The organism is Peptoniphilus koenoeneniae, assembly GCF_030812875.1.
In the GTDB taxonomy this organism is placed as follows: Bacteria; Bacillota; Clostridia; order Tissierellales; family Peptoniphilaceae; genus Peptoniphilus_B; species Peptoniphilus_B koenoeneniae.
Genome location: NZ_JAUSTN010000001.1, coordinates 13713 through 39792, shown reverse-complemented (window position 1 = coordinate 39792; position 26080 = coordinate 13713). Strand labels below are relative to the sequence as shown.

26 protein-coding genes are annotated in these 26080 nt (G+C 30.8%); 1 reads left to right on the top strand and 25 read right to left on the bottom strand.

Annotated elements, in window-relative coordinates:
- Positions 1-48: 48 nt before the first annotated feature.
- The 11 genes from ftsZ to pdxS form a co-directional block, all read right to left on the bottom strand.
- Complete coding sequence (gene ftsZ, locus J2S72_RS00255; protein ID WP_023054810.1) at positions 49-1110, bottom strand: cell division protein FtsZ; 1062 nt, start codon at positions 1108-1110, stop codon at positions 49-51.
- A gap of 108 nt (positions 1111-1218) precedes the next feature.
- Positions 1219-1980, bottom strand: coding sequence for a cell division protein FtsQ/DivIB (locus tag J2S72_RS00250; RefSeq protein ID WP_307494806.1), 762 nt, complete (start codon positions 1978-1980; stop codon positions 1219-1221).
- Positions 1981-3075 carry an undecaprenyldiphospho-muramoylpentapeptide beta-N-acetylglucosaminyltransferase gene (murG, locus tag J2S72_RS00245; protein ID WP_023054860.1) on the bottom strand — a complete coding sequence of 365 codons (1095 nt, stop codon included), beginning with the start codon at positions 3073-3075 and terminating at the stop codon, positions 1981-1983.
- A complete protein-coding gene (locus tag J2S72_RS00240; RefSeq protein WP_023054811.1) occupies positions 3072-4166 on the bottom strand; it encodes an FtsW/RodA/SpoVE family cell cycle protein in 1095 nt (364 codons plus the stop codon). The genes murG and J2S72_RS00240 overlap by 4 nt, the downstream gene beginning before the upstream one ends.
- Entirely contained in the window at positions 4166-5455 is a 1290-nt protein-coding gene (gene murD, locus J2S72_RS00235) for a UDP-N-acetylmuramoyl-L-alanine--D-glutamate ligase (protein WP_023054817.1), read from the bottom strand. Before murD ends, J2S72_RS00240 begins: the two co-directional genes overlap by 1 nt.
- 9 nt (positions 5456-5464) lie before the next feature.
- Positions 5465-6418, bottom strand: a complete 954-nt coding sequence (gene mraY, locus J2S72_RS00230) for a phospho-N-acetylmuramoyl-pentapeptide-transferase (RefSeq protein WP_023054806.1) — start codon at positions 6416-6418, stop codon at positions 5465-5467.
- A gap of 14 nt (positions 6419-6432) precedes the next feature.
- Entirely contained in the window at positions 6433-8808 is a 2376-nt protein-coding gene (locus J2S72_RS00225; protein WP_307494805.1) for a penicillin-binding transpeptidase domain-containing protein, read from the bottom strand.
- A 14-nt stretch (positions 8809-8822) separates the two neighbouring features.
- Positions 8823-9224, bottom strand: coding sequence for an FtsB family cell division protein (locus tag J2S72_RS00220; protein ID WP_023054846.1), 402 nt, complete (start codon positions 9222-9224; stop codon positions 8823-8825).
- Positions 9214-10167 (bottom strand): 16S rRNA (cytosine(1402)-N(4))-methyltransferase RsmH, encoded by a 954-nt coding sequence (gene rsmH, locus J2S72_RS00215; RefSeq protein WP_023054790.1) that lies wholly within the window; start codon positions 10165-10167, stop codon positions 9214-9216. Before rsmH ends, J2S72_RS00220 begins: the two co-directional genes overlap by 11 nt.
- The gene (gene mraZ, locus J2S72_RS00210) at positions 10168-10599 is read right to left on the bottom strand and encodes a division/cell wall cluster transcriptional repressor MraZ (RefSeq protein ID WP_023054820.1); all 432 of its coding nucleotides are present in this window, start codon (positions 10597-10599) and stop codon (positions 10168-10170) included.
- A gap of 389 nt (positions 10600-10988) precedes the next feature.
- The gene (gene pdxS / locus J2S72_RS00205) at positions 10989-11846 is read right to left on the bottom strand and encodes a pyridoxal 5'-phosphate synthase lyase subunit PdxS (RefSeq protein ID WP_023054796.1); all 858 of its coding nucleotides are present in this window, start codon (positions 11844-11846) and stop codon (positions 10989-10991) included.
- A 90-nt stretch (positions 11847-11936) separates the two neighbouring features.
- Between pdxS and pdxR the strand changes: the two genes are divergently transcribed.
- Positions 11937-13307, top strand: a complete 1371-nt coding sequence (pdxR, locus tag J2S72_RS00200) for a MocR-like pyridoxine biosynthesis transcription factor PdxR (RefSeq protein ID WP_307494804.1) — start codon at positions 11937-11939, stop codon at positions 13305-13307.
- Here pdxR and udk read toward each other — a convergent pair.
- The 14 genes from udk to J2S72_RS00130 all read right to left on the bottom strand — a co-directional run bounded on the left by udk (position 13304) and on the right by J2S72_RS00130 (position 26075).
- The gene (udk, locus tag J2S72_RS00195; protein ID WP_023054782.1) at positions 13304-13924 is read right to left on the bottom strand and encodes a uridine kinase; all 621 of its coding nucleotides are present in this window, start codon (positions 13922-13924) and stop codon (positions 13304-13306) included. The two genes, pdxR and udk, sit on opposite strands and share 4 nt — an antisense overlap.
- Positions 13921-15147: a peptidase U32 family protein gene (locus J2S72_RS00190; RefSeq protein ID WP_023054850.1), complete on the bottom strand. Its 1227-nt coding sequence runs from the start codon at positions 15145-15147 to the stop codon at positions 13921-13923. The genes udk and J2S72_RS00190 overlap by 4 nt, the downstream gene beginning before the upstream one ends.
- Positions 15140-15784, bottom strand: a complete 645-nt coding sequence (locus J2S72_RS00185) for an O-methyltransferase (RefSeq protein ID WP_023054807.1) — start codon at positions 15782-15784, stop codon at positions 15140-15142. Before J2S72_RS00185 ends, J2S72_RS00190 begins: the two co-directional genes overlap by 8 nt.
- On the bottom strand, positions 15784-17448 hold the full coding sequence (locus J2S72_RS00180; RefSeq protein ID WP_023054787.1) for a ribonuclease J: 1665 nt from the start codon (positions 17446-17448) through the stop codon (positions 15784-15786). Before J2S72_RS00180 ends, J2S72_RS00185 begins: the two co-directional genes overlap by 1 nt.
- Positions 17445-17903, bottom strand: coding sequence for a Fur family transcriptional regulator (locus tag J2S72_RS00175; protein WP_023054843.1), 459 nt, complete (start codon positions 17901-17903; stop codon positions 17445-17447). Before J2S72_RS00175 ends, J2S72_RS00180 begins: the two co-directional genes overlap by 4 nt.
- Positions 17900-18145 (bottom strand): DUF1292 domain-containing protein, encoded by a 246-nt coding sequence (locus J2S72_RS00170; RefSeq protein ID WP_023054769.1) that lies wholly within the window; start codon positions 18143-18145, stop codon positions 17900-17902. Before J2S72_RS00170 ends, J2S72_RS00175 begins: the two co-directional genes overlap by 4 nt.
- Entirely contained in the window at positions 18138-18563 is a 426-nt protein-coding gene (ruvX, locus tag J2S72_RS00165) for a Holliday junction resolvase RuvX (RefSeq protein WP_307494803.1), read from the bottom strand. Before ruvX ends, J2S72_RS00170 begins: the two co-directional genes overlap by 8 nt.
- Before the next feature lie 36 nt (positions 18564-18599).
- A complete protein-coding gene (locus J2S72_RS00160) occupies positions 18600-18857 on the bottom strand; it encodes an IreB family regulatory phosphoprotein (protein WP_023054786.1) in 258 nt (85 codons plus the stop codon).
- 92 nt (positions 18858-18949) lie between these two features.
- Positions 18950-21559, bottom strand: a complete 2610-nt coding sequence (gene alaS / locus J2S72_RS00155; protein WP_307494802.1) for an alanine--tRNA ligase — start codon at positions 21557-21559, stop codon at positions 18950-18952.
- A 90-nt stretch (positions 21560-21649) separates the two neighbouring features.
- Positions 21650-22894 carry an AI-2E family transporter gene (locus J2S72_RS00150; RefSeq protein ID WP_307494801.1) on the bottom strand — a complete coding sequence of 415 codons (1245 nt, stop codon included), beginning with the start codon at positions 22892-22894 and terminating at the stop codon, positions 21650-21652.
- The gene (locus tag J2S72_RS00145) at positions 22887-23990 is read right to left on the bottom strand and encodes a cysteine desulfurase family protein (protein ID WP_023054778.1); all 1104 of its coding nucleotides are present in this window, start codon (positions 23988-23990) and stop codon (positions 22887-22889) included. Before J2S72_RS00145 ends, J2S72_RS00150 begins: the two co-directional genes overlap by 8 nt.
- 2 nt (positions 23991-23992) lie before the next feature.
- Entirely contained in the window at positions 23993-24352 is a 360-nt protein-coding gene (locus J2S72_RS00140) for an RrF2 family transcriptional regulator (RefSeq protein ID WP_238318860.1), read from the bottom strand.
- Between the two features lie 42 nt (positions 24353-24394).
- On the bottom strand, positions 24395-24850 hold the full coding sequence (gene sufU, locus J2S72_RS00135) for a Fe-S cluster assembly sulfur transfer protein SufU (RefSeq protein WP_023054873.1): 456 nt from the start codon (positions 24848-24850) through the stop codon (positions 24395-24397).
- Entirely contained in the window at positions 24840-26075 is a 1236-nt protein-coding gene (locus J2S72_RS00130; protein WP_023054838.1) for an aminotransferase class V-fold PLP-dependent enzyme, read from the bottom strand. The genes sufU and J2S72_RS00130 overlap by 11 nt, the downstream gene beginning before the upstream one ends.
- Positions 26076-26080 lie beyond the last annotated feature (5 nt).

Sequence of the window (26080 nt, the reverse complement as noted above, 5' to 3'; positions counted from 1 at the left end):
TTATATAAAAAAAAGGGTATCATATGACACCCTTAAAAAAATCAACAATCATTTTCTTTTTCTCAAAAAATCAGGAATATTCAGTTCTCCATTGTCCCTATTAATTTCAGTATTTCCTATTTTATCAATTGTCGGTCTTGCTTTACCTTCATTTTCTTCTTCATCAAATTCTGTTGCTATAACTGTAATTTTTACACTATCTTTTAATGTATCATCTATTCCTGCGCCAAATATAATATTTGCATCATCGGAAACGTAATTTCTAATTAAATCTGCAGCTTCATTAACTTCAAAAATACCAAGATCATTTCCTGCTGTTATATTAATTAAAACTGATTTTGCTCCTTCAATTGATGTTTCAAGAAGAGGTGAATTAATTGCAAGTTTTGCTGCTTCTGTAGCTCTATCATCTCCATTTGCAATACCTATACCCATATGAGCTATGCCTTTTTTCTCCATAATTGTCTTAACATCGGCAAAGTCAAGATTAATTAGATTTGGTATAGAAATTAAATCGGATATTCCTTGTATACCTTGTTTTAATATTTCATCAGCCATTTCAAAAGCTTTAGAAAAACTTGTCTTTTTATCAGAAATAGAAAGAAGTCTGTCGTTAGGAATTATAACAAGAGTATCAACTTTATCCTTTAATGCATTTATTCCACGTTCTGCTGATTTAGATCTCTTCAATCCTTCAAAAGTAAATGGTTTTGTAACAACACCTACAGTTAATAGTCCAAGTTCTTGGGCAACTTCAGCAACAATCGGTGCAGCACCCGTTCCGGTTCCGCCTCCCATTCCTGCAGTAATAAACACCATATCTGCTCCTTCAAGAGCGTCTCTGATTTCGTCTTTAGATTCTTCCGCTGCTTGTTCGCCAACGTCAGGATTAGCTCCTGCTCCAAGACCCTTTGTAACTTTTTCGCCTATTTGGATTTTATTTTCAGCTAATGTATTTTTAAGAGCTTGCCTATCTGTATTTAATGCAAAATATTCAACTCCCTTAACGCCGGCATTTATCATTCTGTTAACTGCATTATTTCCACCGCCGCCTACGCCCACAATTTTAATTTTGGCGAAATCATCATGATCCATATCAAAATCTAACATAAACTTCCTCCTCTTTATTTTAAGTATAATAATCTATCTTTATTTTATTAGTAAATTTCTAATTAGTCAATAAAAATGCTATATTTAGTCATTTTCTATATAATTATCTCAATTATTTTCATAATTTGTGTCATCTTGTAAAACAACTATTACGTCGTCTCCTGAAACAAGGTCAATAGAAACAATATTTTTGCCAGTTTCTTCTACATCTTTAAAAACTTTGTCAAGAAGTTTCATCTTATAATCATATTTTTCATCTCCACCAAATATGATTTCAATATCATTTTTTAAAGTAAAACTTAAATTTTCTTTATCATAGCTTATTTTCTTGATTTCATCTTTATATTTACTATTTAAAAGTTTTAAAGAAACACTTCTTAAATTTTTGTCATTTCTAAATATGAAGGCACCTATTTCATACTTGTTTGTATCTATACCTTCTATATCAATTAGTTTGTCATTAAAATTATCTGAAGTTTTTAAAATTCTAAATTCATCGTCAATAATATAGCTGGTTAAACCCTTTACTTCTCCTATAGGGTGCCTTTCTGTAATGAAAATTTTAAGATTTCCCCTTAAAGAAAATTTAATATTTGCATCTTTTACAAAGGAAAGTTTTTTTAAGTTTAAAATAATTTTATTTTTTTCAGTAAAATTATAATTTTGACCTTGACTAAGCCCAGCAGCTTTAAGTATCTCTTCAGATTTAACTTGGCTGTTTCCTCTTATATCTATGGATTTTATTCTAAAAAGACCAGCTTTCAAAACAAGAAAAATACCCAGTATTATAAATACTAATAAAAACATTATTTTTTTTAATTTTCTCTTAGCTTTTCGCTTTTTTATTTTTTTATTCGTTCTTTGTTGCATCTAATCAACTACTTTTAAAATATTATCCACTAATTCCTTTACAGCACTTATATTACCTAAGCTTTTAGCATTTTTACTCATTTCTTTTAATTTATCATCATCTTTTAAAAGAGCGGTGATCTTTTCAAATAACAATTCACCATTTAATTTGTCTTCATAAATAATTTGACTCGCACCTTTTTCAGCATAGCTTTTTGCATTAAAAACTTGATGATTTCCTGCAGTGTATGCTTTTGGAATCAAAATGCTGGGAAGACCCACCGCTGAAATTTCAGCAAGAGTCATGGCACTTGAACTTGCCACTACAAGATCGCTTATCATAAGTAAGTCCGGTATCTCAAAGGAATAATCTTTTATAATTATATTTTTTGGTAATTCAATATCTTTTATTGCATTCATAAAACTCTCATAGTGGACTTTTCCTGTTATATGAATAAATCTGAAATCTAAATTTTTTTTGCTTTTTATGATTTCAATAACTGCTTCATTTGTAGATTCCTGACCTCCTGATCCTCCAAAAGATAAAACTGTTTTTATATTACCTTCATAAGACAACTTTTTTAAAGCTTCTTCTTTAGAAATATGTTCAAAATTACTTCTAATAGGATTCCCTGTAAAAATAACATTTTTTTCATTAAAATATTTTTTTGCTTCTTTAAAGTTTAGAGCAATCAAAGAGGCTCTTTTTGCAAGATATTTATTTGTTTTACCCGGATAGGCATTTTGTTCCTGAATAACTGTTGGTATATGCTTTTGTTGTGCTTTTAAAACAATTGGAGCACAAACATAACCCCCTGTGCCTATTACTATATCCGGTTTAAATTCTGATATTATTTTTTCACATTGCCTCAAGCCCTTATATAAAGCAAGTAAAGTTTTTACAGTTTCAACATTTACCTTTTTCCTTGGGAGACCTTTTACATCAATGGCTTTAAAATTAAAACCGGCCTTGGGAACTATTTCAGCTTCAAGGCCATTTTTTGTGCCTATATAAAGTATGTCCGCATTTTTATCTCTATTCTTAATTTCATTTGCTATAGCAAGGGCCGGATAAATATGACCTCCTGTGCCTCCGCCTGATAATATATATTTCATCTGTTTCCTCTTTTTGATATTCCAAGAACTAATCCTGCAGCAAATAATGTAACAATAATTGAAGTTCCACCATAAGAAATAAAGGGTAAAGTAATTCCTGTTACAGGAAATAATTTACAAGTTACTCCAATATTAAATATAGCTTGTAAACCTATATAACTGGTAATTCCGGCAGCCATAAATTTATCAAAGTAATTTGACGCTTTATTAGCTATAGTATAACCTCTAATAATAAATATCACAAATAAAACTAAAATTATCATGGCTCCTAAAAGACCGAACTCTTCACATATAATTGAAAAGATGAAATCTGAATGAGCTGCAAAAACATTGTACCTTTGTCTGGAATGAAATAAACCAACTCCTGCAAAGCCTCCCATTGCAATGGCATATAAACTTTGAAATTGGTGGTAAGTAAATTTATTCATTTCACTACCGGTAAAACCTACAAGCCTATCAATACGATAGCTGAAAATTTTTATAAAAATAAAAACTGCTACAAGACCTATGGCTAAAATAATTACAAGTTGATGGGGTCTTATACCTGCAATTATATACATAATAAACAGCGAAAGTCCTATTACTATGGCTGTAGATAAGTCTTTAAAAAATATAATTCCTGCTGAAAAGGCAAAAATTACCAAAATAGTAATAAAGACTTCATTTTTATCTAAATTCCGCCTATTTTTTTCAAGATATTCGGCAAAAAATATTATAGATGAAATTTTTATTAAATCTGAAGGTTGGATTTTTCTATTTATAATAGGAATTAAAATGGATCTTACTTGCCCATGTTCATTAACTCCAATTGGTGTAAACAATAAAAGTCCTAAAAATATTGATGCAACAAATCCTGCCAGTGCCCACTTTTTAATAAAAGTTCTTGGCAAATTAATGGCAAAAAGCATTATGATAAGTCCTATAATCATGCTCAAAATATGTCTTTTTGTATAAAAAAAAGCATCATTTTTATGATATTTTACCGCTTGAGGATATGATGCGCTTGTTATGCAAATAATACTTATTAAAAGCATTACGCAAATAACAAAAAATAAGGTCATATCAACATCTTTAAGTGTTTTTTTTATCATTATAAATTCCTAACTAATTCTTTAAATTTGTCTCCTCTTTCTTCATAATTTTTAAACATATCCCAAGAAGCACAAGCAGGAGACAATAACACAACATCATCTTTTTTTGCAGTTTTATAAGCAAAATTTACAGCTTCTTCCAAATCATCAACAACATGATATGGAATGTTTAATTTTTCCCCTTCATTCTTTAATTTATCTTTTGTTGCTCCTAATAAAATCATTTTTTTAATTGCATCTTTATTGTTTTTCAGCATTTCATAAAAATCTGATTTTTTATCATAGCCTCCAGCAATTAAAATTATATTTTTAAAAGCCTTTAAAGCAACATCTGTAGAATCAGGGTTGGTACCCTTTGAGTCATTATAATATTCCACTCCATTTATTTTTCTTACAAATTCAATTCTATGAGGAGCTCCTTTAAATTCCATTAAAGTTTTCTCAATGATTTCATTTTTTACTCCATAAACTTTAGCTGCAAGGATTGCTCCAAGGATATTTCCCTTGTTGTGGTCCCCTTTTAGTAAAACTTTATCCGTATCCATAATTTTTTCAAGTTTTCCTTCAATAAGAGTATAAAAAGCATTATCTTTTATAAAGGCTCCATTTAAGTGTGGGTATTCCATGGCATAGGCTAAAAGATTTGTCTTTGGCCCTTCCATTGTTTTTAAAAATGGATCATCAAAATTAATTATAAGGTAGTCCTCATTTGTCATATTTTTATAAATATTTTTTTTCGCTTCCTGATAATTATAAAGGCTACCATGCCAATCTAAATGATCACTTGTAATGTTTGTAATTACTCCAACATGGGGATGAAATTTATTTGTAAAGGCTAACTGAAAAGAACTGCACTCAACTACTAAATAATCTTTTTCTGAAATTTCATCTAAGCAATCAAAGATTCCATTGCCTATATTTCCAACAAGGTAAGTCTTTCCCATATTTTCCAAAATCTTACCTATAAGCATTGTAACTGTAGTTTTTCCATTTGTGCCTGTAACTGCAACTGTATTTTTTGTTTTAAGTAAAGAAAAAGCAAGTTCCAAGTCAGAATAAACTTTTATTCCTAATTTTTCCGCTTCTTCTATTAATCTGTGATTAGGTTTTATGCCCGGACTTTTAACAAGAAAATCTATATTATTAAAATTCCCATCAAATTTTTTTGCTTTTTCAAATCCTGAAAAATCTTTGTCATCATAGATGTATAAGTTTACATCCTTATCTTTATAATAATCGTATAAAGATTTGCCGGTTATTCCCGTTCCTATTAATAAAATGTTTTTCATAATATATCCTTAAAAAATCATAAAATAAGCTATTATACATAAAATAAGCTCTACTAAACAAAATAATTTAACAACTTTTGTTTCTTTCCAGCCAAGTTGCTCAAAATGATGATGCAAGGGGCTCATTAAAAATATTCTTTTTCCTCTTAACTTAAAAGACAAAACTTGTAGTATAACAGATAATGTTTCTATAAAATAAATCCCCCCTGCAATTGGAAGTATAAGAGGCAAATTAAGCATAACTGCAACTGCACTTACAATTCCTCCAAGGGCAAGAGACCCTGTATCCCCCATAAAAACTTTTGCAGGGTATTTGTTGAATTTTAAATACCCTATTAGAGCTCCAACCATTGAAAGACATAAAATTAATATACCTGGTCTTTGAAATTTATAAGCGCAGATTGAAAAAAATAAAAGACATATAATTGTAACTCCGCTTGCCAGTCCATCTAATCCGTCAGTTAAATTTACAGAATTTACCGTTCCCACAATTACAAAAATTATAAAGGGAATATAAAATATCCCGAAATTAACCATATTTTTTACTAGAGGCAAATAGACATTGGTTGATAAATCTTTTGAATTATATTGAAAAATAAGAAGTATTACAGCACCAAAAATTTGAAGCAAAAGTTTTTGAAGCGCCGTAAGCCCTAAATTTCTTTTTTTTACAACTTTAATATAGTCATCAATAAAACCTACTGATCCAAATATAAAAGTTGATATTAATATAACCATAGAATCTAAGTTAAAATTAAAAGTAATAATCGTAGATCCAAGTAAGGAAATTAAAAATATAAGTCCTCCTATTGTAGGAGTTCCACCCTTAACTAAATGGCTTAAAGGACCTTCTTCTCTAATACTTTGCCCTGCATTAAGCCTGTGTAAAAGAGGTATTATTATCGGCCCTAAAATTAAAGAAAAAACCAAGCCTGCCATAAAAGAAGCTATATATCTAAACATTATTTATCTCTCTTTCATCTATTTTTTTTATTATTATTTTCATTATTGTTTTTTCCATTTTCTTTGTGACTGTTTTTTTCTTCAAAAGAATTTTCATCTTCAGATTTATTTTCATCATAATTAGTTAAATTGTCACATTTTAATAGAATTTTTGATTCTTCAGTCAGTCTCGTACCAGGAAGAGGTTTTTGAGATACTATAGAACCGTTGCCTACAATATTATACTCTATGTTAAGAGCTTTTAAAATAGATTCTGCTTGCTGGTCTTTCATTCCTGTCATAAGAGGCATTATTTTTTCTTCGTCAGGATCATTTAACTCAACATCAATAATTGTTCCGTTTTTTACAATACTTCCCGCTTTTGGGTTTTGTGAAATTACAACAGATGAGTCCTTTGTGTTTTTATTTGGAGTATTAAATCTAAGTCCTGCATCGACCAAAATTTTTCCCGCATCAATTACAAGTCTATTTGTTACATCAGGAACTTCAATATCTTCTTTTAAGGCATTTTCATCAACTTTTTCAGTTTTAGGTACTTTTAAATACTCAAGAGATTTAGCCATAACTTCTTGGGCAATGGGAGCAGCTACAGTTGCTCCATAAAAATCTCCCTTCGGTCTATTTATTACTACTAAAACTGTTATTTGAGGATCCATTGCCGGTGCAAGTCCTATAAAAGAGGAGTTATATTCATCTTCATAACCATTAGCAGATGCTATATAGGCTGTCCCTGTTTTTCCCCCTATTTTATATCCTGGAACTTGCGCCTTCTTACCTGTTCCTTCTTCAACAACTTTTGCCATTATGTCTTTAAGAGTTTTTGAAGTTTCTTGAGAAATAACCCTTCTTAAAGTATTGGTTTTAAATTTTTCAATTATATTTCCATCATTATCTACAACTTCTTTTATAATCCTGGGTTCATTTAAAAATCCCCCGTTTCCTATGGCGGAAACAGCATTGATTAATTGGATTGGAGTAACAGCTATACCATGGCCATAGCTCATTGTAGAAATACTTACTTTTGATATATGTTTAGGATCTTTAGGTATTGTACCATTTACTTCTCCTTTAAGATCAATTCCCGTCTTATCTCCAAATCCGAAAGCTCTTATATATTTTAAAAATCTTTCAGGCCCCAATTCTCTTCCTACTTTTACAAGGGTTATGTTGCAAGATTCTTCCATTGCCTCTAAAAAAGTTCTGGGTCCCCTGTTTTTTGAAGTACATGAAATTTTAACTCCCTTCATGTCAGTTAAAACTCCTGGGCAGGTATAAACTCTACTTGGATTTGTAGTCGCTTCTTCAATGGCAGCAGCAGCAGTTATAAGTTTAAATGTTGATCCTGGTTCATATTGAGATTCAACTGAAAAATTTTTCCAGTTTTCTGCCCAAAGATCAACTTTATCACTATCTTTTAGTCCTTTCCATTCCTCTTCTTGTTTTTTATTTATAGGATTTCTCGGCTCATTTGGATCATATTCATCTAAATTTACCATGGCAAGAATTTGTGCAGTTTTTGTATCCTGAACTATAATTGAAACCTTATCTGGTTCATATAAATTATAGGCTTTTTGAGCAGCTTCATCAGCAAAATTTTGAATGTTTACATCTATTGAAGATACTAAATTAAAACCGTTTTTTGGGGCATAGTTTTCTTCTTTTGTCATTGGTATTTGTTGCTGCTGTTCACTTTTTATTTTTATTGATTTTCCCGCGATTCCTGACAATTCATCATCATAATAAGATTCAAGACCATAAATTCCGAAGTTTTCATTATTTAAAAATCCTAAGACATGGGCTGCTGATTTTCCGAAAGGATAAAATCTTTTTATATAGTCTTCATTACTTATTCTGGGATTATTTAATTCTCTTATTTTTAAGGCAACTTTTCTATCAACATCTCTGGCAATTCTCACCATTTTATCTTGACTTATTTGCAAAAGTAAATCTTCCCTATTTAAATTTAAAATATTAGCAAGACTTGTTGCATCTTCTTCTAAGGTTTTTTTCCTGTCAATGTTAAATTTTGCCATTCTGTCTTCATATTGCTGATCAGATTCTCTCTTGCCCTTGTTTTTTCCCCCACGAGGAATTATTAGGCTTGAATCGTAATAAATAGTAGATTTAGAAACATTTAATGCCATAACCTTTTTATTTCTGTCATAAATTAATCCTCTATTGGATTGAATACTTTCTTGTTTTGTAAGTTGTCTTAAAGCTGCTTTTGTAAGTTCTTCAGATTCAAAAGCTTGTATATATAATAGCCTTACGGCAATTAAAATAAATAAAAAAACCAGGACTGTTAATGTAAAAAAAATCCTCTTGTTAGAACTCACAATTGTTTTTTTTACTTTTTCCCCGGTTTTATCTTTACGGTTGTTTAATTTCAAAACTGCCTCCCCAGTTAATTTTTAGTAAATGATTTAATAACTGAAACTATGGGACTTAAAAATACGTTGTTGTTAACATCTTTTTGTTTTTTATCTTCCTTGACATCTATGTAAACAATTTGTTTTTCATCCGGATGAACCATTCCAAGTTTATACATTGCTGCATCTTGAATTTCTTGAGAACTTATAATTCCTTTTATTTCTCCTTCAAGAGACAATTTTGTATTTTCAAGATCTTTTATTTCGCTTTCTTGTTTTATCAATGCTCTATCTAAATTTGAAATTTGTGCTTGAAGAGCTGTTACAACTATAGATAATATTATAACAAGTATACAAGTAAGTACAAGTGGCATGTTAGACATTTTAATTTTTCTTTTTCTTATAAGGCTTTTTTGCCTTTTTAACTTACCCTTCATGGCTATCTCCAATTTTTTCCGCACATCTTAATTTTGCTGAGTGCGCTCTGTTATTTTCTTCAAGCTCTTCTTTTGAAGCTACTATAGGTTTTCTTGTAATAATTTCTATTTCCCTTTTTTTATCGCAATTGCAGTAGGGCATTTCCGGTGGACAAATACAATCAAGGTAGTAATATTTAAAAGTTTCTTTAACTATCCTGTCTTCAAGAGAATGAAAAGATATTACACATATTCTCCCACCCACATTAAGTCTCTCTATCATTTTTCCAAGGCTTTTTCTCAACACACCTATCTCATTGTTAGTTTCTATTCTTAAAGCTTGGAAAACTCTTTTTGCAGGATGGGGACCTTTTGCTCTGAATTTCATAGGAATTGCAGCTTTTATAATATCAACCAGCTCGAAAGTAGTTTCAATTTTTTTCTCATTTCTTTTTTCTACAATAAATTCCGCAATTCTTTGAGACCACTTTTCTTCACCATATTGCCTGAAAATTCTGATTAAATCTTCCTTAGAATAGTCATTGACAATATCTTTAGCACTTATTTCCATGGAATCGTCCATTCTCATATCAAGAGGCCCGTCATATTTATAAGAAAAACCTCTGTCTCCCTGGTCAAATTGATATGAGCTTACTCCAAGATCAAGTAAAATTCCGTCAACCTTATCTATATCTAATGAATTTAAAACTTCTTCAAAATTTCCATAATTGTTGTGAAACAATTTATAGTTTTGATTAATTTTAGATAATCTCTTCTCTGACGCTTCTAAAGCTATCTTATCCTGATCAATGCCTATTAATAGACCTGTTCCTTCAAGTCTTCTAAGTATTTCCGATGAATGTCCCGCTCCGCCTAAAGTTCCGTCTACATATATTTTATTTTTTCTTATATTTAATAAATTTATGGTTTCATCAAATAAAACCGGAGTGTGTTCAAATTTCATTTATATACCTAACTGATCTAAAGTTTGGGCTTGTTCTTCGTAACTTAATCCTTCTTGAGAATTAAATTCTTCCCACTTGTCTTGTGCCCATATTTCAGCCCTCGTATCAAGACCTATAATCACAAGTTCTTTTCCCATTTCAGCATGGTCTCTAAGATTTTGAGGGAGCAAAACTCTACCCTGTTTATCAATAGATGAAGTAACGGCTCCGGAGTAAAAGTTCCTAAGAAATGCTCTGGCATTTTTATTTGAAAGTGGTAGTTCTTTAAGTTTGGAGGTTATTCTCTCCCATTCATTTTTAGGATATAAAAAGACACAATTATCTAAGCCTTTAGTAAGTACAAAATCTCCTAAAATTGAATCACGAAATTTAGATGGAATTGTTATTCTTCCTCTTTCATCGAGGGTGAGATTGTATTGGCCTATAAGCATTTTTTTCTCCCTTTTACTCCATTTTAAACCATATTACTCCATTTGCTTATATTTTACACCATCTCATCAGGTAAATCTACTGTAATTTTAGTTATTTTCAATATTTTAAAAAAATTTTTTAATTTTTTATGATTTATTTGAAACATTTTTTGTTTTTTATTTTTTATGCCATATGTGAAGCATTATTTTTTATTTTATTTCATTTGGCTAAGGCCGCCGAACCAATAAAATTGGTCTCTATATTTTTCATAAATATCTGTGCGAGAAATCAAAACCAATTTTTTTAAATATTTTTTATGCTCTATGTGAAGCATTTTATTTTTGTTTAAATAAAAAAATCCCATCGACTTAATCGATGGGTTTATAGGAGTTAGATAAATTATGAAATTCTATCTGTTAGCCATTATTATTTTTATTTCTTCTTCATTTATGCCAACCATTGCTTCTCCAAGATCTTCAGATACTTCAGCAATTATTTTGTCATCCATGTAATTTTCAACTGCCTTTACAATTGCTTTAGCTCTTTTTTCTGGATTATTTGATTTAAAAATTCCTGATCCTACAAATACTCCTTCAGCTCCTAATCTTCTCATAAGAGCTGCGTCTGCTGGTGTTGCCACTCCGCCAGCACTAAAGTTTGCAACTGGAAGTTTTTTATTGTCATGAACATATTTTAAAAGTTCATAACTTACTTGCATTTCTTTTGCTGTTTTATATAATTCGTCTTCTTTTAAACTTGCTACAAAAGACATTTGACCTATGATTTTTCTTAAATGATTTACAGCTTGAGAAACATCTCCTGTTCCTGCTTCACCTTTTGTTCTGATCATAGAAGCCCCTTCTTCAATTCTTCTCAAAGCTTCTCCTAAATCTCTTGCGCCACATACAAAAGGTGTTTTAAAGTTTTTCTTATCAATGTGGTTATCGTTGTCTGCCGGAGTTAAGACTTCAGATTCATCTATGTAGTCTATTCCTATAGCTTCAAGGATTGATGCTTCAACAAAATGTCCTATTCTGCATTTTGCCATTACAGGAATTTTTACTGTTTTTTTAATTTCTTTAATCATCTTAGGATCACTCATTCTTGATACTCCTCCCACAGCTCTAATGTCGGCAGGAATTCTTTCGAGAGCCATAACTGCAACTGCTCCAGCTTCTTCTGCAATTTTTGCTTGTTCAGGGCTTGTTACATCCATAATTACTCCACCCTTTAAGGAGTTTGTAAGTTCAATAAATTTTTTATTCATATTTTACCTCTCATTTATTATTTTAATGACATTATAAGCGTTTTTTGATATCATCAAAAGTATCAAAACTATTTATTTTCGAGGTACCAGATGATAACTTTAAATTTTAATAAAGATGAACCTTTATTTTTACAACTTTACAATCACATAAGAAATGAAATTATTTTTGGAAATTTAAAAAGCGGTACTCCCTTGCCTTCTAAGAGAAATTTGTCAAATCATCTTGGAGTTTCCGTTAATACAGTTACTTCCGCTTATGAAACTTTAATGGATGAGGGCTACATTTATTCAAAGGAAAGAGTAGGCTTTTTTGTTGCCGATATTGATAACCTTATTAATATAAAAAAAGAAGAAAAAAATTTAATCTCCAAAAAATTTTTAAATTATAAGTATGATTTTGATTTAAATAAAAATTCAACTTTTAATTTTCCAAACACTAATTTTAAAAAATTAATTAATGAATCCCTATCTTTAGAAAATCTCTTAAATACAAGAGATCCCAAAGGTCTTTATGAACTTAGAAATTCCATTGCAAATTATTTGTTGTCTGCAAGAGGCATTAAAACTAATCCTCAGAGTATAATTGTAAGTTCCGGTATAGAATATTTATTTCAGGCTCTTTTTTATATTTTGCCTAAAAATTCAAAATTTACTTTAGAAAATCCCGGTTATAAAAATCTTTTAAAATTATTTGATCTTAATGGCTTTAAATATGATTTTACCGATGTAGACGATTATGGAATAAATCCATCAAAAATTCCAAAAAATTCAAATATTTTTTTGGTTACCCCATCTCACCAATTTCCTGTCGGCTCAATACTTCCCATTGACAGAAGAATAAAGCTTTTAAATTTTTCAAATAAAGTTTCCGGTTTCATTATTGAAGATGACTATGACAGTGAGTTTAAATATTACGGAAGACCTATCCCCGCTTTAAAAAGTTTGGATAAAATTGATAGGGTTATTTATATTTCCAATTTTTCAAAATCAATTTCACCTACTCTTCGTGTAAGCTATATGATTTTGCCAAAGGACCTTTTAAAAAAATATGAAGATTTAAAACCTTTTTTAAATTGCCCTGTTCCGAACCTTATTCAAATTTCTCTTTCTAAATTTATAGACGGAGGCTTTTTTGAAAGACATTTAAATAAAATGAGAAAATTATACGATGAAAGGCGAAAGTTTGCCCTTTCTCTTTTTAAAAACCAAAAAAAATTTAAAGTCTTTGATAAAAAAGCCGGCCTTCATTTTATTTTAGAGGTTGATACTTCTATTAGTGAAGAGGAGCTTATAAAATATTTAAGAGATAATTCTATTTTTATTCAGGGAATTTCAAATTTTTTAAGCAGACCTATAAAATACAAAAAGCCGAGATTAATACTCGGCTTCGGTAACATGTCAAAAACTTCTCTTGAAGAAGGAATTAATAAAATTATTGAACTTATTAATTCTATTTCTTAAGAATTTAAAACTTGTTGAATTTTTGTATTTATTAAATCAATGGCAACTTTGTTGTAGCCTCCTTCTGGGATAATTATATCCGCATATCTTTTTGAAGGCTCTACAAATTGCAAATGGGCAGGTCTTACACTGGACATATACTGTAAAATTACAGAATCTAAAGTCCTGCCTCTTTCTTTTAAGTCCCTTAAAATTCTTCTTATAATCCTAACATCACTATCTGTATCCACAAATACTTTTATATCAAGAAGTTCTCTTATTTTTTCTTCTGTTAAAATTAAAATTCCTTCAAGGATTATTACATCTGATGGGCTTACATTTTCCCTTTCTTTTTTTCTGTTGTGAACTTCAAAATCATAAATTGGTTTTTCAATTGTTTTGCCATCTATTAAATCCTTAAGTTGAGAAATTAAAAGATCATTGTCAAAAGCAAAGGGGTGATCGTAGTTTGTCTTTATTCTTTCTTCGAAGGGTTTATCTGATTGATCTTTATAATAGGAGTCTTGTTCAATAACTGTAACTGAATCTTTGTCAATTAATTTTATAAGTTCTTTTGTTACAGTTGATTTTCCGCTTCCGCTTCCTCCAGCTATTCCAATTACTACAGGTTTTTTCATTCCTCATTCTTCCTTCTTATCATATAATTATAAGCGACCGGCTCTTTTATTTTAAATTTAAAAATCATTTGAACCTTATTTGCAAGGTCAATTGGCTTATTATTCTTATCGAACATACCCTCAATTTTTTGAGTAAAATGTTTTTTGCCAGGTCCAAAAATTTCAACAGTATCTCCATCAAAAACTCTGTTTCTCATTTCCACTGTTGCCATTTTACTTTCTTCATCATAATCCAATACAATTCCTATGAAATCGTAGCCTCTAATATAGGAATTGTCAGTATAAACTTGTGAATCGCTTTTAACTTTTCCATAAAAAAATCCCTTTGTCCAATCTCTGTGAGAAACTTTTTTAAGTTCTTCCATAAGATAGGGATCATATTTATAATTTTTAGGATCTTTATAATATTCATCAATAGCCATCCTATAAGACCTTATAGTTGTGGCAAGGTAATATTCACTTTTTACTCTTCCCTCAATTTTCAAAGATCTGATTCCGGCTTCAATTAAATCATCTATATGGTCTATCATGCAAAGATCTTTAGAATTCATAATAAAAGACCCTTCTTCATGTTCTTCTATGGGAAAATATTCCCCCGGTCTTTTTTCTTCTACAAGATAATATTTATATCTGCAAGGTTGAGCACAATCTCCCATGTTTGCATCTCTTCCTGTCATATAATTTGATAAAAGGCATCTGCCTGAATAAGACATACACATTGCTCCATGGGCAAAAGTTTCTATTTCTATATCGTGAGTTTCCCTTATTATTTCCTTTATTTCTTCAAGGGATAGTTCTCTTGCAAGGACAACTCTTTTGGCTCCCATTTGTTGCCAAAATTGAACTGTAGATGAATTTGTTACTGAACCTTGTGTTGAAATGTGTATATCTAATTTATCCGCAGCATTTTTAATTCTCATAAACATACCCGGATCTGACACAATTACAGCATCAACTCCTATATCTTGTAAGGCTTTTGCATATTCTTCAATTCCTGAAATATCTTTGTTGTGGGGTACTATATTAAGAGTTACATGGACATTTTTATTTCTTTCATGAGCATATTTAACCCCTTCTTCTATTTGATCTAAGGAAAAATTTTTTGAAGCCTTTCTAAGTCCAAAACTTTCTCCGCCTAAATAAACTGCATCGGCGCCATAATCTATTGCAGTTTTCAGTTTATTTAAATCTCCCGCAGGAGCAAGTAATTCTATTTTATTCACTAATCCTCCTAACCAACAATACTCCATCTCCAATAGGAACTATTGTAGATGAGTAGCTTCCATCATCTTTTATTCTATTTAAAAATTTTCTTAATCTTTTTACAATTGTTATTTTTCTTCTCTTTACAAGATTTTGATTTGCAATCATTCCCCTAAATAAGACATTGTCACAAATAATTGTTCCGCCTCTATTTAAATGTTTTACAGCTTCATCAAAATATTTTTCATATTGACCCTTTGCAGCATCAATAAAAATTAAGTCATAAGAATCTTTTGTTTCCAGCAAAAATTCCAGAGCATCTTTATTTATAACTTTTATATTATTTTCCAAATTGGCATTTTTAATGTTTTCTTCTGCGAGCTTTATCATATCCTCAGAAATTTCAACACTTTTAATAAAAGCTCCACTTGTTTTTGCAAAGACTATGGCAGAATATCCTATAGCAGTGCCAAGCTCCAAGATTTTTTCAGGTTTAAGGATATTAAGCAAAAATTTATAGAAATCTTCACATTCTTTTTCAATTATAGGAACATGATTTTTTTCTGCATAAACTCTCATTGCAATTAAAAGTTCATCTTTTTCTTTAATCAGACTTCTTATATAGTCTTCTGTAAATTCGTAAGTTACATTGCTCATTATATTTCCATTATTATTGGTAAAATCATTGGGTTTCTCTTAGTTTGATGGTATAGATAACTTCTTAAATCTTCTCTTATACTTGTCTTTAAAGTTGACCAATCACTTATTGATTTTTTAGTGCATCTATCTAAGGTTCTCTTAACGACATCTCTTGCATCGTCCATTAAATCTCCAGATTCTCTAACATATACAAATCCTCTTGAAATAATGTCTGGTCCTGAAACAACTTTTCCCTCTTGTTTTGATATTGTAACAACGACTGCAATAAGTCCATCTTCTGAAAGATGCTTTCTATCTCTTAAAACAATATTTCCTACATCGCCTATGCCTAAGCCGTCTACAAGTATATTTCCCGATGGAACATCACCTATAATACTTGCCGATTTATTATTAAATTCCAAGCAATTTCCATTTTCCATTATAAATATATTAGAGGCATTTATTCCCATTTTTTCTGCAATTGTAGCGTGTTTTAAAAGGTGTCTTACTTCTCCATGAGCCGGAATAAAATATTTAGGCTTTATTAATGATAACATCATCTTTAATTCTTCTTGACAAGCATGACCCGAAACGTGAATTTCACTTAGAGCTTCATATACAACCTGTGCTCCACTTTCAAGTAATTTATTTATTACCTTGGCAACACTGTTTTCATTTCCTGGAATAGGTGTTGCTGAAAGTATTATCATATCATTAGGTGTAAGCTGAATTTTTTTATGCTCTCCAAAAGCAATCCTTGTAAGAGCACTCATAGGCTCTCCTTGAGAACCTGTTGTGATAAGAACAAGTTCTTCATCATTGTATTTTTTCATAGAATTAATATCTATGATGGTATCTTTTTTTACACGGACATAGCCCAGTCTTCTTGCAGTTTCCATCATTGTTTCCATACTGCGACCTGAAAGGACAACTTTTCTTCCAAAATGCTCTGCCGCATTAATTATTTGTTGGACTCTATGAACATTGCTTGCAAATGTTGCAACAATTATTCTGTGAGGTGTTGCCCCTTGAAAAATTCTGTTAAAGGTTTCTCCTACATTGCTTTCTGAAAGAGAATAGCCCTTTCTCAAAACATTTGTAGATTCTCCTACCATTGCAAGAACCCCACGCTTTCCTATTTCTCCAAGTCTTTGTAAATCTATAGGTTCTCCAGAAATCGGTGTAAAATCTACTTTAAAATCTCCTGTAAAAAATACCGTTCCTATTGGTGATTTTATCGCCAATGCACAGGCATCTGGAATAGAGTGATTTACTCTTATAAATTCAATCTCAAACTTACCAAGCTTAATTGTATCTCCTTGGTGAACTACATTTAAATCTACATTAGGAAGTCTGTGTTCTTTTAACTTGTTTTCTAAAAGTCCCATAGTAAGTGGTGTTCCGTAAATTGGAAAATTCACTTGTTTAAGGGCATAAGGAATGGCACCTATATGGTCTTCATGACCGTGAGTCAGTACAAGTCCCTTTATTTTTTCCTTGTTGTTAATAAGATAAGTTATATCAGGAATAACTACATCAATACCAAGCATTTCATCTTCAGGAAAAGTCATACCGCAGTCTACAATAATTATATTGTCTCTGTACTCAAGAACGGTCATGTTCTTTCCTATTTCGTGAAGACCTCCAAGGGGAATAAGTTTAAGTTTGTTATTGTTTTTCATTTTTTCACCTTGGCTAATTTTTTATAACAATCTTTACAGTAGCCGGTAAATTTTAATTGATGATCGATGATTTTAAATTCTTCATTTTTTTCAACTTCTTTTTCTATATCGTCAAGTAAGTCTATTTTTACTTCCTGAACCTTTCCACATCCCAAGCAAATTAAATGGTGGTGATTGTGGCCGTTGTTATTTAATTTTATTTCATATCTCGTTATATTATCTCCAAAGGAAATTTGGCTTATAAGACCCAACTCGTTAAATAAAAGAACTGTCCTATATACAGTTGCAATACCGATTTCAGGGTCAATTTTAGATACAATTTTAAAAACTTCCTCAGTAGTTAAGTGTTTATTCATATTGTCTACAAATACCTTGTAAATTTTTACTCTTTGATTTGTAAACTTATATCCGTTATCTTTTAAAACTTTTTTTACATATTCATTATCAAGTTTCATATATCCTCCTCTTTTTCTATTAATTCTTCATAGGCTTCTTTAGCCTCATTTAATTCATCGTCATCAATTCCTTTTAAATACTCATTTCCCTCTTTATCTTTTGCAATTTTTAAAATATAAAGATTTTCCTCATCTTCAATAGGACTCATAGCTACATAAGCCTTATTATCTATTTCAAATTTTGCTCTGATTATAAATTCAAATTTTTGTCCTTTTTCATCAAAAAAAACCTGTTTATCCATTGTTTCTCCTTTGAGTGTCCAAGTAAGTTTGTAATATATAAGTTGCGGCAATCCTATCTATATATTTTTTTCTATTTTCTCTTCTTACTGACCCTTCTATTAAAACTTTTTCAGCAGAAAGTGTTGTCATTCTCTCGTCCACATAAATTAATTCTATTTTGTACTTATTTTTTAATTTTTCCGCAAATTTCATTACTTTTTCGCTTTGAGGCCCAAGGGTATTGTTCATGTTTTTAGGAAGGCCTGCCACTACTTTTTTTACATCATATTTGTCTATTAATTCTTTAATTTCCCCGTATGTTTGGTCTTTTGAAATTCTTTTTATTGTAGTTAGACTTTGGGCTATCATACCGAAAGGATCAGACAGGGCAACTCCTATATAGACATCTCCTACATCAAGTCCTAATATTCTTTCCATAATAATTTCCTAAATTTTAATAGATGTGAGAAATTCTCACATCTTTTTTCTTAAATAGGATTTTAATAATTCGGACAATAATTCGTCACGTTCAATTTCCTGTATAATCGATCTTGCATTGTTAAAGCCTGTAATATAAGTAGGGTCTCCTGATAAAATATAACCTATTATTTGATCAATAGGATTATAACCCTTTTCTTCCAAGGCACTGTAAACAGTTTTTAAAATATTTTGTATTCTTTCCGTTTCAAGATCTTGCTTTTTGAAAACTTGTGTTTCATGTATATCGCTCATAAAATCCCTCCTTATTAATTATAACACATTGTTATCATTTTTTATTAAAAATTATCATTTACATTAAAAAAATCGGGATAAACCCGATTCTTTTATTTTATCATTTCTTTTGCTTTATCAAGCGCTTGATCAACTTTCGTAATATCTTTTCCTCCGGCAGTTGCCATGTCAGGTCTTCCTCCTCCGGATCCTCCTGTAACCTTAGCAACTTCTCTTACAATATTTCCTGCATTATATTTATTTGTAAGGGACTTACTTACACTTGCAATAAAGTTTAATTTTCCTTCATTTACAGTTGAAAATACAAGAACACATTGACCAAGTTTATCTTTTACCTCGTCAGCTATATTTCTCAAAGTATTTACATCAATTCCTTCAAATTTATAAACTATAGCCTTTGCCCCTTCAATTTCATAAGAAGCCTTTAAAATTTCAGAAACATTATTTTTTGCACTTTGTAATTTATAGTCTTCAAGTTCTTTTTTAAGAGCCTTTAATTCGTTGGAATTTGTTTTTATTTTTGAAATTATGTCCGACTTATTAGTTTTTAAAAGACTACAAATTTCTTCTTCAGTTTTCAAATTTTCATTTAAATATTCATAAACTTTAGGTCCTGTTATACATTCAATACGTCTTACTCCTGAAGATACTCCGCCTTCTGATAAAATCTTAAACATGGAAATATCAGCAGTGTTTCTTACATGGGTTCCTCCGCAAAGTTCCATTGAAAAATCTCCCATTTTTACAACTCTTACTATATCTCCGTATTTTTCTTCAAAAAGACCGACTGCTCCAAGCTTGTATGCTTCTTCAGGACTTGTAACTATAGTTTCAACTTCAAGGCCTTGGAAAATCTTTTGATTTACAATTTCTTCAACTTTCTTAAGATCTTGTGCTGATATAGCTTCAAAGTGAGTGAAGTCAAATCTCATATAAGAATCTGTAACAAGAGAACCTGCTTGATGAACATGGTCTCCTAAAACCTCTCTAAGAGCCCTATGAACTAAATGTGTTACCGAATGGTTACGTCTTATGTTTCTACGTCTTTGTGGGTCTACCAGAGCTTCTACAGGACCTTTTTTTACTATACCACTTTCAACTTCACCTATTTGAATGTGGATTCCTTTTGAAGTTTTTTTAGTATCTAAAACTTTAAAGATAAAATCTTTACCCTTAATTAAACCTGTATCTCCGATTTGTCCTCCACTTTCCCCGTAAAATGGTGTTTTATCAAGTAAAATTACAGCTTTGCCTTGGCTTAATTCTTCTACTTCTTCATTGTCTTTTATGATTTTTATAATTTGGCTTTGAGTTTTTTCGCTTTCGTAACCTACAAATTGACTTTCTATATTTTCATATAGGTGTTCATCTTCTTTGTTTGTCCAGCCAATATTATCCATATCCCTTGCTTGTCTTGCTCTTTGACGTTGCATTTCCATTAATTCTTCAAAGCCTTCTTCATCAACCTTAAGACCTCTTTCAGCTAAGATTTCTTTAGTTAAATCAATAGGAAATCCATAAGTGTCATATAATTTAAAGGCATCTTGGCCTGATAGAGTTTTTTCCTTACCTATATTTTTAACGTAAGTATCAAGAATATTCATGCCTTGATCAAGAGTTTCAAGAAATTTTTCTTCTTCATTTCTTATTACTTCTTTTATAGATTCTCTATTTTCTTTAAGCTCTTCATACTCTACGCTCCAAGAATCTATGATTTGATCGCACAGGTCAGCCAAGAAAGATTTCTTTATGCCTAAAATAATTCCATGTCTTGCAGCACGTCTTATAAGTCTTCTTAATACATAGCCTCTACCTTCATTAGAGGGCCTTATGGTATCGGAAATCATAAATGTCATGGCTCTTATATGGTCTGTTATAACTCTAACGGAAATGTCCTTGTTCTTATCACTTCCATATTTATATCCTGAAATTTTTTCAATTTCTTTTATGATATCTTGAATTGCATCAATTTCAAAAATGTTATTTGTTCCTTGAAGAACTGTTGCTATTCTTTCAAGTCCCATTCCGGTATCAATGTTAGGATGTTTAAGAGGATTATAATTTCCCTTTTCATCCTTATCAAATTGTGTAAATACCAGGTTCCAAACTTCAATATATCTGTCGCAATCACAGCCCGGTTTGCAATCAGCTTTACCACAACCGTATTTTTCTCCCCTGTCTACATAAATTTCACTACAGGGGCCTGAAGGTCCAACTTCAAGTTCCCAGAAATTATCATCTTTTCCAAGTCTTACAATTCTATCTTCAGGAAGACCTATTTCATTTTTCCAAATATTAAAGGCCTCATCATCATTTAAATATACAGTTGCCCAAAGTTGTTCCGGTTTTATATCCAAATGTTCAGTTAAAAATTCCCAAGCCCAATTAATAGCTTCATGTTTAAAATAATCTCCAAAAGAAAAATTCCCAAGCATTTCAAAAAATGTAGCATGTCTGTCAGTATGGCCTACATTTTCAATATCACCAGTTCTAATACATTTTTGACATGTTGTAACTCTTCTTCTTGGCGGTGTAAGTTCTCCTGTAAAATATTTTTTCATAGGTGCCATGCCTGCACCGATTAAAAGAAGGGATTTATCGTTTTTCGGTATAAGCGAAAAACTCTTTAAAATTAAATGTCCCTTTGATTCAAAAAATTTTAAATATTCCCTTCTTATTTCATGAAGTCCTAAATTTTTCATTAACAAATTCCCCTTTATTCTAAAAAGTCCTCCCAATTACAGGAGGACAGTAATTAACTATTAACATTTTAAATTTAAATAATGGCTTTGTCAATTTATGCCGGTTTTTCTTTCATAATATTTAAGTTTTATAAAATCAATTAAAATAATTATTACGGAAATAAGTGGAACTCCTAAAATCATTCCCATTACGCCGAACATTCCTCCTCCAATAATTATAGCTATTAATATTAGAAGTGGATTTAAACCAATTTTATCACCCAACAATTTAGGGGCAATTATATTATTTTCTGCCCATTGTATCAGCACAAATATAATTCCCACAATAAGTGCCTTCATTGGAGAATCCATAAAGGCAAATAAAACTGCCGGCAAAAATCCTAAGAAAGGTCCTATATATGGAATAATATCAGCTATGCAAGTTACAAAGCCTATAATTATTGCAAAGTCCACTCTTACTATTAAAAGGGCAATCATAGTTATAAGACCTACAAAAATCGCCATTAAAAGCCTTCCCTTAACAAATTCAAGAAGGGCATCATTTATTCTTACGGCTACATACATTACATCTCTTTTATATTTTTCAGGTATATTTCTGACTATAAAAGATTTAACCTTTTCCTTGTCAACTGTAAAATAAAATGTAAATATCATAACAAGGAAGGTTTTTACAAGAGCGGAAAGCATACCGCTTATACCGCTGGCAATGTTGCCTATGCTGCTGAAAAGTTTATCTTGATAATTCTTTATAATATCTAAAAATCTCTTTCCAAATTGTTCAACAATGTTAACATCACTTTTGTTTGCAAAGTTTGCAAATTTCCCTTCCATCATCTTTTGCAAGTTGTTTGTTATTTCATCTGCCTTGTCTGAAAGAGTTTCAATTATTTTAGGAGTTGATGAAATTAATTTTCCAATTTCGCTTACAGTTTTAGGAATTACAATTGCAAGTAAAATTGCCATAACAAGAGCAAAAATTACATACACTATTATTACTCCGTATGCTCTTTTTATTCCCTTCTTTTCAAGCTTATTTACTATGGGATTTATAATAAAGGCCATTATAGCCGCTATAAATATTGCTCCTGCCGTATTTTTTAAAATTGGATATTTGTTAAAAATTAAAACAACAAGTCCTACTATAATAAAGGCTAAAACAATTTTTAAAATTAGGAGAATATCTATCCTTATTCTCTTGTTTCTTTCAATGTATTTATTACCGATGTTAATTAAATAATAAATGCACAAAAAAACTAAAACTCCCAAAAGAATTGTAAGTGAATTGCTTAAAAATTTAGGCGTAATAAATTTTTGAACAGTTTCAATTTTATTCATTCTTTACCTCATTTTTTAGTAGGTTTATTAAAACATCTATTTCTTCTTTGGTGTTTTCTTCGTTTAAAGAAATCCTAATAGAAGAAGCTGCATCTTCATCGCTAAGGCCTATTGCTTTTAAAACATGAGATGGACTTAAGGACCCTGCTGTACAAGCAGATCCTGCCGATGCACATATACCTGCTAAATCAAGTTTCATTAAAGTTATATTTTGATGAATTCCCTCTAATATAAAGTTTACATTGCCAACCAATCTTTTTTCAAGACTTCCGTTAATTTTTATTTTTAAATCTTCCAAATTTTTTATTAAATAGTCTCTTAAACTTTTTACATAGGCTCTATTGTCATTTTGACTTTTTATTTGGCAGGCCTTGCTAAGACCTATAATTCCTTGCACATTTTCTGTACCAGGTCTTTTTCCTCTTTCTTGTGAGCCTCCAAAGATTAAATTATCTATTTTTATGCCATCCCTTAAATACATTATCCCAATACCCTTAGGACCTCTGATTTTATGAGCTGACATTGAAGCTGCGTCTAATTTTTTAAAATCAATATCAGTATTAAAAAATCCTTGAACCGCATCACTGTGAAATAAAACATTGTGAGCTTTTGCAATTTTTGAAATTTCTTCAATAGGTTCTATTGTTCCGATTTCATTGTTTGCAGTCATAATGCTTATTAAACCTGTATCTTCACTAATAAGACTTTCCAGTTCCTCAAGATCTATGATGCCGTCTTTGTCAACTTTTACATAATCAACTTTTGCACCATTTTCTCTTAAATATTCTGTCGTGTGCAAAACAGCATGATGTTCAATAGTACTGGTTATTAAATGATTTTTTTTAGAGGCCTTTAATAAACCTCTAATGGCCCAATTATCAGATTCAGTTCCACCGGAAGTAAAATAGATTTCTTTAGGTTTTACTCCCATAATATTTGCTATTGTTTGTCTTGCATGTTCAATGGCACCTTTAGCTTCTTGCCCTAGAGAATATACGCTTGAAGGGTTGCCACTTATTGTTTTATAGGCTTCATACATCTCTTCCAAGACTTGAGGATGTATTTTTGTAGTTGCCGCATTATCAAAATAAATCATACTTACATCATATCCTTTAAAGTCATTGAATCCAATACATTTTGAATTTTTATTTGGACCTCATTTAAAATATCTTTTGTAGGACATTCCACTTGCTTTGGACATTTAGTATCTTTTGTGCAGCAGCTTAATTCCATATCTCCTTCAAGAGCATTTATAATTTGACCGATTTTTATTTGATCTGGAGCTTTTGAAAGAATATATCCTCCATTTGCCCCTCTCTTTGATTCAATTAATTTTGCTTTTTTTAATAAAATAAAAAGTTGTTCAAGGTATGCCTCGGATAAATTTTCAGAATTTGCTATATCTCTTATGGAAACAGGTCCCTTGCCATAATTTTCCATAAGTCTGTACATTGCCATAAGACCATACCTTCCCTTGGTGGACAATTTCAAAAAATCACCTCATTCAGATTTAAAACTTCCTTGAGTTTTTCCTTCTTCAATAATATTCATTAAGGTGTACCATGGAAGAACTGCGCACTTTACCCTTGCAGGAAGATTTTGAATACTTTCAAAAGCAATTGCATCTCCTAATTCTTCCAGCTCGTCTTCATCTTTTATTTGTCCCTTTACCATGGCTATAAATTTTTTACACATTTCAAGGGCTTTTTCAACTTTTATTTTTTTTATTTCATCAATCATTATTGAGGTTGAAGCTTGGCTTATGGCACAACCTTGTCCTATATAAGAAGCATCTTCAATTGTTTTATCTTTTATTCTAAGCATAAGGGTTATCTCATCACCACAACTGGGGTTGTGTCCAAGTTCTTTATGAGTATAATTTTCAAGTTCCCTTCTGTTTCTTTGATTTCTCGATTGTTCCAATATAAGTTGTGTATAAATTTCATTAAGATTCAATTCCCATCACCTCTTTTACATAAGATAAGCTTTCTATAAATTTGTCAACTTCTTCTATTGTATTATAAAAAGCAAAACTTGCCCTGCAGGAAAAATTTATTCCAAGAGACCTGTGAAGAGGTTGGGCGCAGTGATGTCCACTTCTTATAGCTATTCCTCTTGTATCAATTATAGATGCCACATCATGAGGATGAGCATTTTTAAAGTTAAAACTTATAACAGGACTTCTCCTTTTATTATTAGTTGTGTAGACATCAATATAGGGGATTTTTATCATTTTTTCATAGGCATAATCTGTAAGAATTGTTTCCTGTTCCAAAATTTTATCAAAACCTATATTTTCCATATATTCAATAGCACCTTGTAAAGATACTGCTCCTCCTACATTTTGCGTGCCGGCTTCAAATCTTTGGGGACTTTTTAAATAACTTGCATAATCTTCATAGACATACTCAATCATATCTCCCCCATATTGGAAGGGTTTTAACTTATTTAGAAGTTCTTCTTTTCCGTATAAAACTCCTATTCCCATGGGAGAACACAATTTATGACCTGAAAAAACTAAAAAATCACAATCAGTTTTTTGAACATCTATTTTTCTGTGTGGAATATATTGGGCACAATCTAAAATTATTTTAGTATTAGGATAATTTTTTCTAATATAGGAAATCATTCCTTCAATATCAGGCATTGTGCCAACCACATTAGATGCTGCAGTTATAGAAAATATTTTAGTATTTTCATTAATTTTATTTTTAAATTCTTCACTGCTTATTTGCATATTTTCATCAACTTTTAAATATACAAGTTTTGCCCCTGTTTTTTTTGCAACTTCTTGCCAGGTTACTTCATTTGAATGGTGTTCAAGGATTGAAATAAGAATTTCATCTCCTTCATGAAGTTCTTCATTTCCATAAGAATAAGTTAGAAGATTTAAGCCTTCCGTTGCATTTCTCACAAAGACAATTTCATTTGAAGATCTTGCATTTAAAAATTTTCCTATATAGGCTCTTGCTTCTTCATAAACTTCCGTTGCCTTCATTGCCAAATAGTGAGCTCCCCTATGAGGATTTCCATTTTCGTAAAAATAATATTTTTCTAATCTTTCAATCACTTGTCTTGGCTTTTGAGTTGTGGCTGCATTGTCAAAATATACAATTGAGCCTCCATTTATAGAGAGGTAGGGAAAATCTTTTCTAATTTCTAAAATTTCATTTTTTTCCATATTCC

Coding starts and splice junctions, on each gene's coding strand:
- J2S72_RS00145 (WP_023054778.1), bottom strand. CDS start 23,990: ATGATTTATTTTGATAATGCGGCAACTACAAAAATACATCCTCAAGTC.
- J2S72_RS00170 (WP_023054769.1), bottom strand. CDS start 18,145: ATGGATAAACAGGTTTTTTTTGATGAAAAAGGACAAAAATTTGAATTT.
- J2S72_RS00160 (WP_023054786.1), bottom strand. CDS start 18,857: ATGAGCGATATACATGAAACACAAGTTTTCAAAAAGCAAGATCTTGAA.
- J2S72_RS00180 (WP_023054787.1), bottom strand. CDS start 17,448: ATGAAAAACAATAACAAACTTAAACTTATTCCCCTTGGAGGTCTTCAC.
- J2S72_RS00220 (WP_023054846.1), bottom strand. CDS start 9,224: ATGAAGGGTAAGTTAAAAAGGCAAAAAAGCCTTATAAGAAAAAGAAAA.
- pdxS (WP_023054796.1), bottom strand. CDS start 11,846: ATGAATAAAAAATTTATTGAACTTACAAACTCCTTAAAGGGTGGAGTA.
- alaS (WP_307494802.1), bottom strand. CDS start 21,559: ATGAAAAATTTAGGACTTCATGAAATAAGAAGGGAATATTTAAAATTT.
- J2S72_RS00250 (WP_307494806.1), bottom strand. CDS start 1,980: ATGCAACAAAGAACGAATAAAAAAATAAAAAAGCGAAAAGCTAAGAGA.
- udk (WP_023054782.1), bottom strand. CDS start 13,924: ATGAAAAAACCTGTAGTAATTGGAATAGCTGGAGGAAGCGGAAGCGGA.
- murG (WP_023054860.1), bottom strand. CDS start 3,075: ATGAAATATATATTATCAGGCGGAGGCACAGGAGGTCATATTTATCCG.
- J2S72_RS00150 (WP_307494801.1), bottom strand. CDS start 22,894: ATGAATAAAATTGAAACTGTTCAAAAATTTATTACGCCTAAATTTTTA.
- ruvX (WP_307494803.1), bottom strand. CDS start 18,563: ATGGAAAGAATATTAGGACTTGATGTAGGAGATGTCTATATAGGAGTT.
- rsmH (WP_023054790.1), bottom strand. CDS start 10,167: ATGAAATTTGAACACACTCCGGTTTTATTTGATGAAACCATAAATTTA.
- J2S72_RS00140 (WP_238318860.1), bottom strand. CDS start 24,352: ATGGCAATGTACAGACTTATGGAAAATTATGGCAAGGGACCTGTTTCC.
- J2S72_RS00185 (WP_023054807.1), bottom strand. CDS start 15,784: ATGAGCAATGTAACTTACGAATTTACAGAAGACTATATAAGAAGTCTG.
- J2S72_RS00175 (WP_023054843.1), bottom strand. CDS start 17,903: ATGAAACTTGATAATGAATATGTAAAAAAAGTTTTAAAAGATAACGGA.
- mraZ (WP_023054820.1), bottom strand. CDS start 10,599: ATGCTTATAGGCCAATACAATCTCACCCTCGATGAAAGAGGAAGAATA.
- J2S72_RS00130 (WP_023054838.1), bottom strand. CDS start 26,075: ATGGAAAAAAATGAAATTTTAGAAATTAGAAAAGATTTTCCCTACCTC.
- J2S72_RS00240 (WP_023054811.1), bottom strand. CDS start 4,166: ATGATAAAAAAAACACTTAAAGATGTTGATATGACCTTATTTTTTGTT.
- ftsZ (WP_023054810.1), bottom strand. CDS start 1,110: ATGTTAGATTTTGATATGGATCATGATGATTTCGCCAAAATTAAAATT.
- pdxR (WP_307494804.1), top strand. CDS start 11,937: ATGATAACTTTAAATTTTAATAAAGATGAACCTTTATTTTTACAACTT.
- murD (WP_023054817.1), bottom strand. CDS start 5,455: ATGAAAAACATTTTATTAATAGGAACGGGAATAACCGGCAAATCTTTA.
- mraY (WP_023054806.1), bottom strand. CDS start 6,418: ATGTTTAGATATATAGCTTCTTTTATGGCAGGCTTGGTTTTTTCTTTA.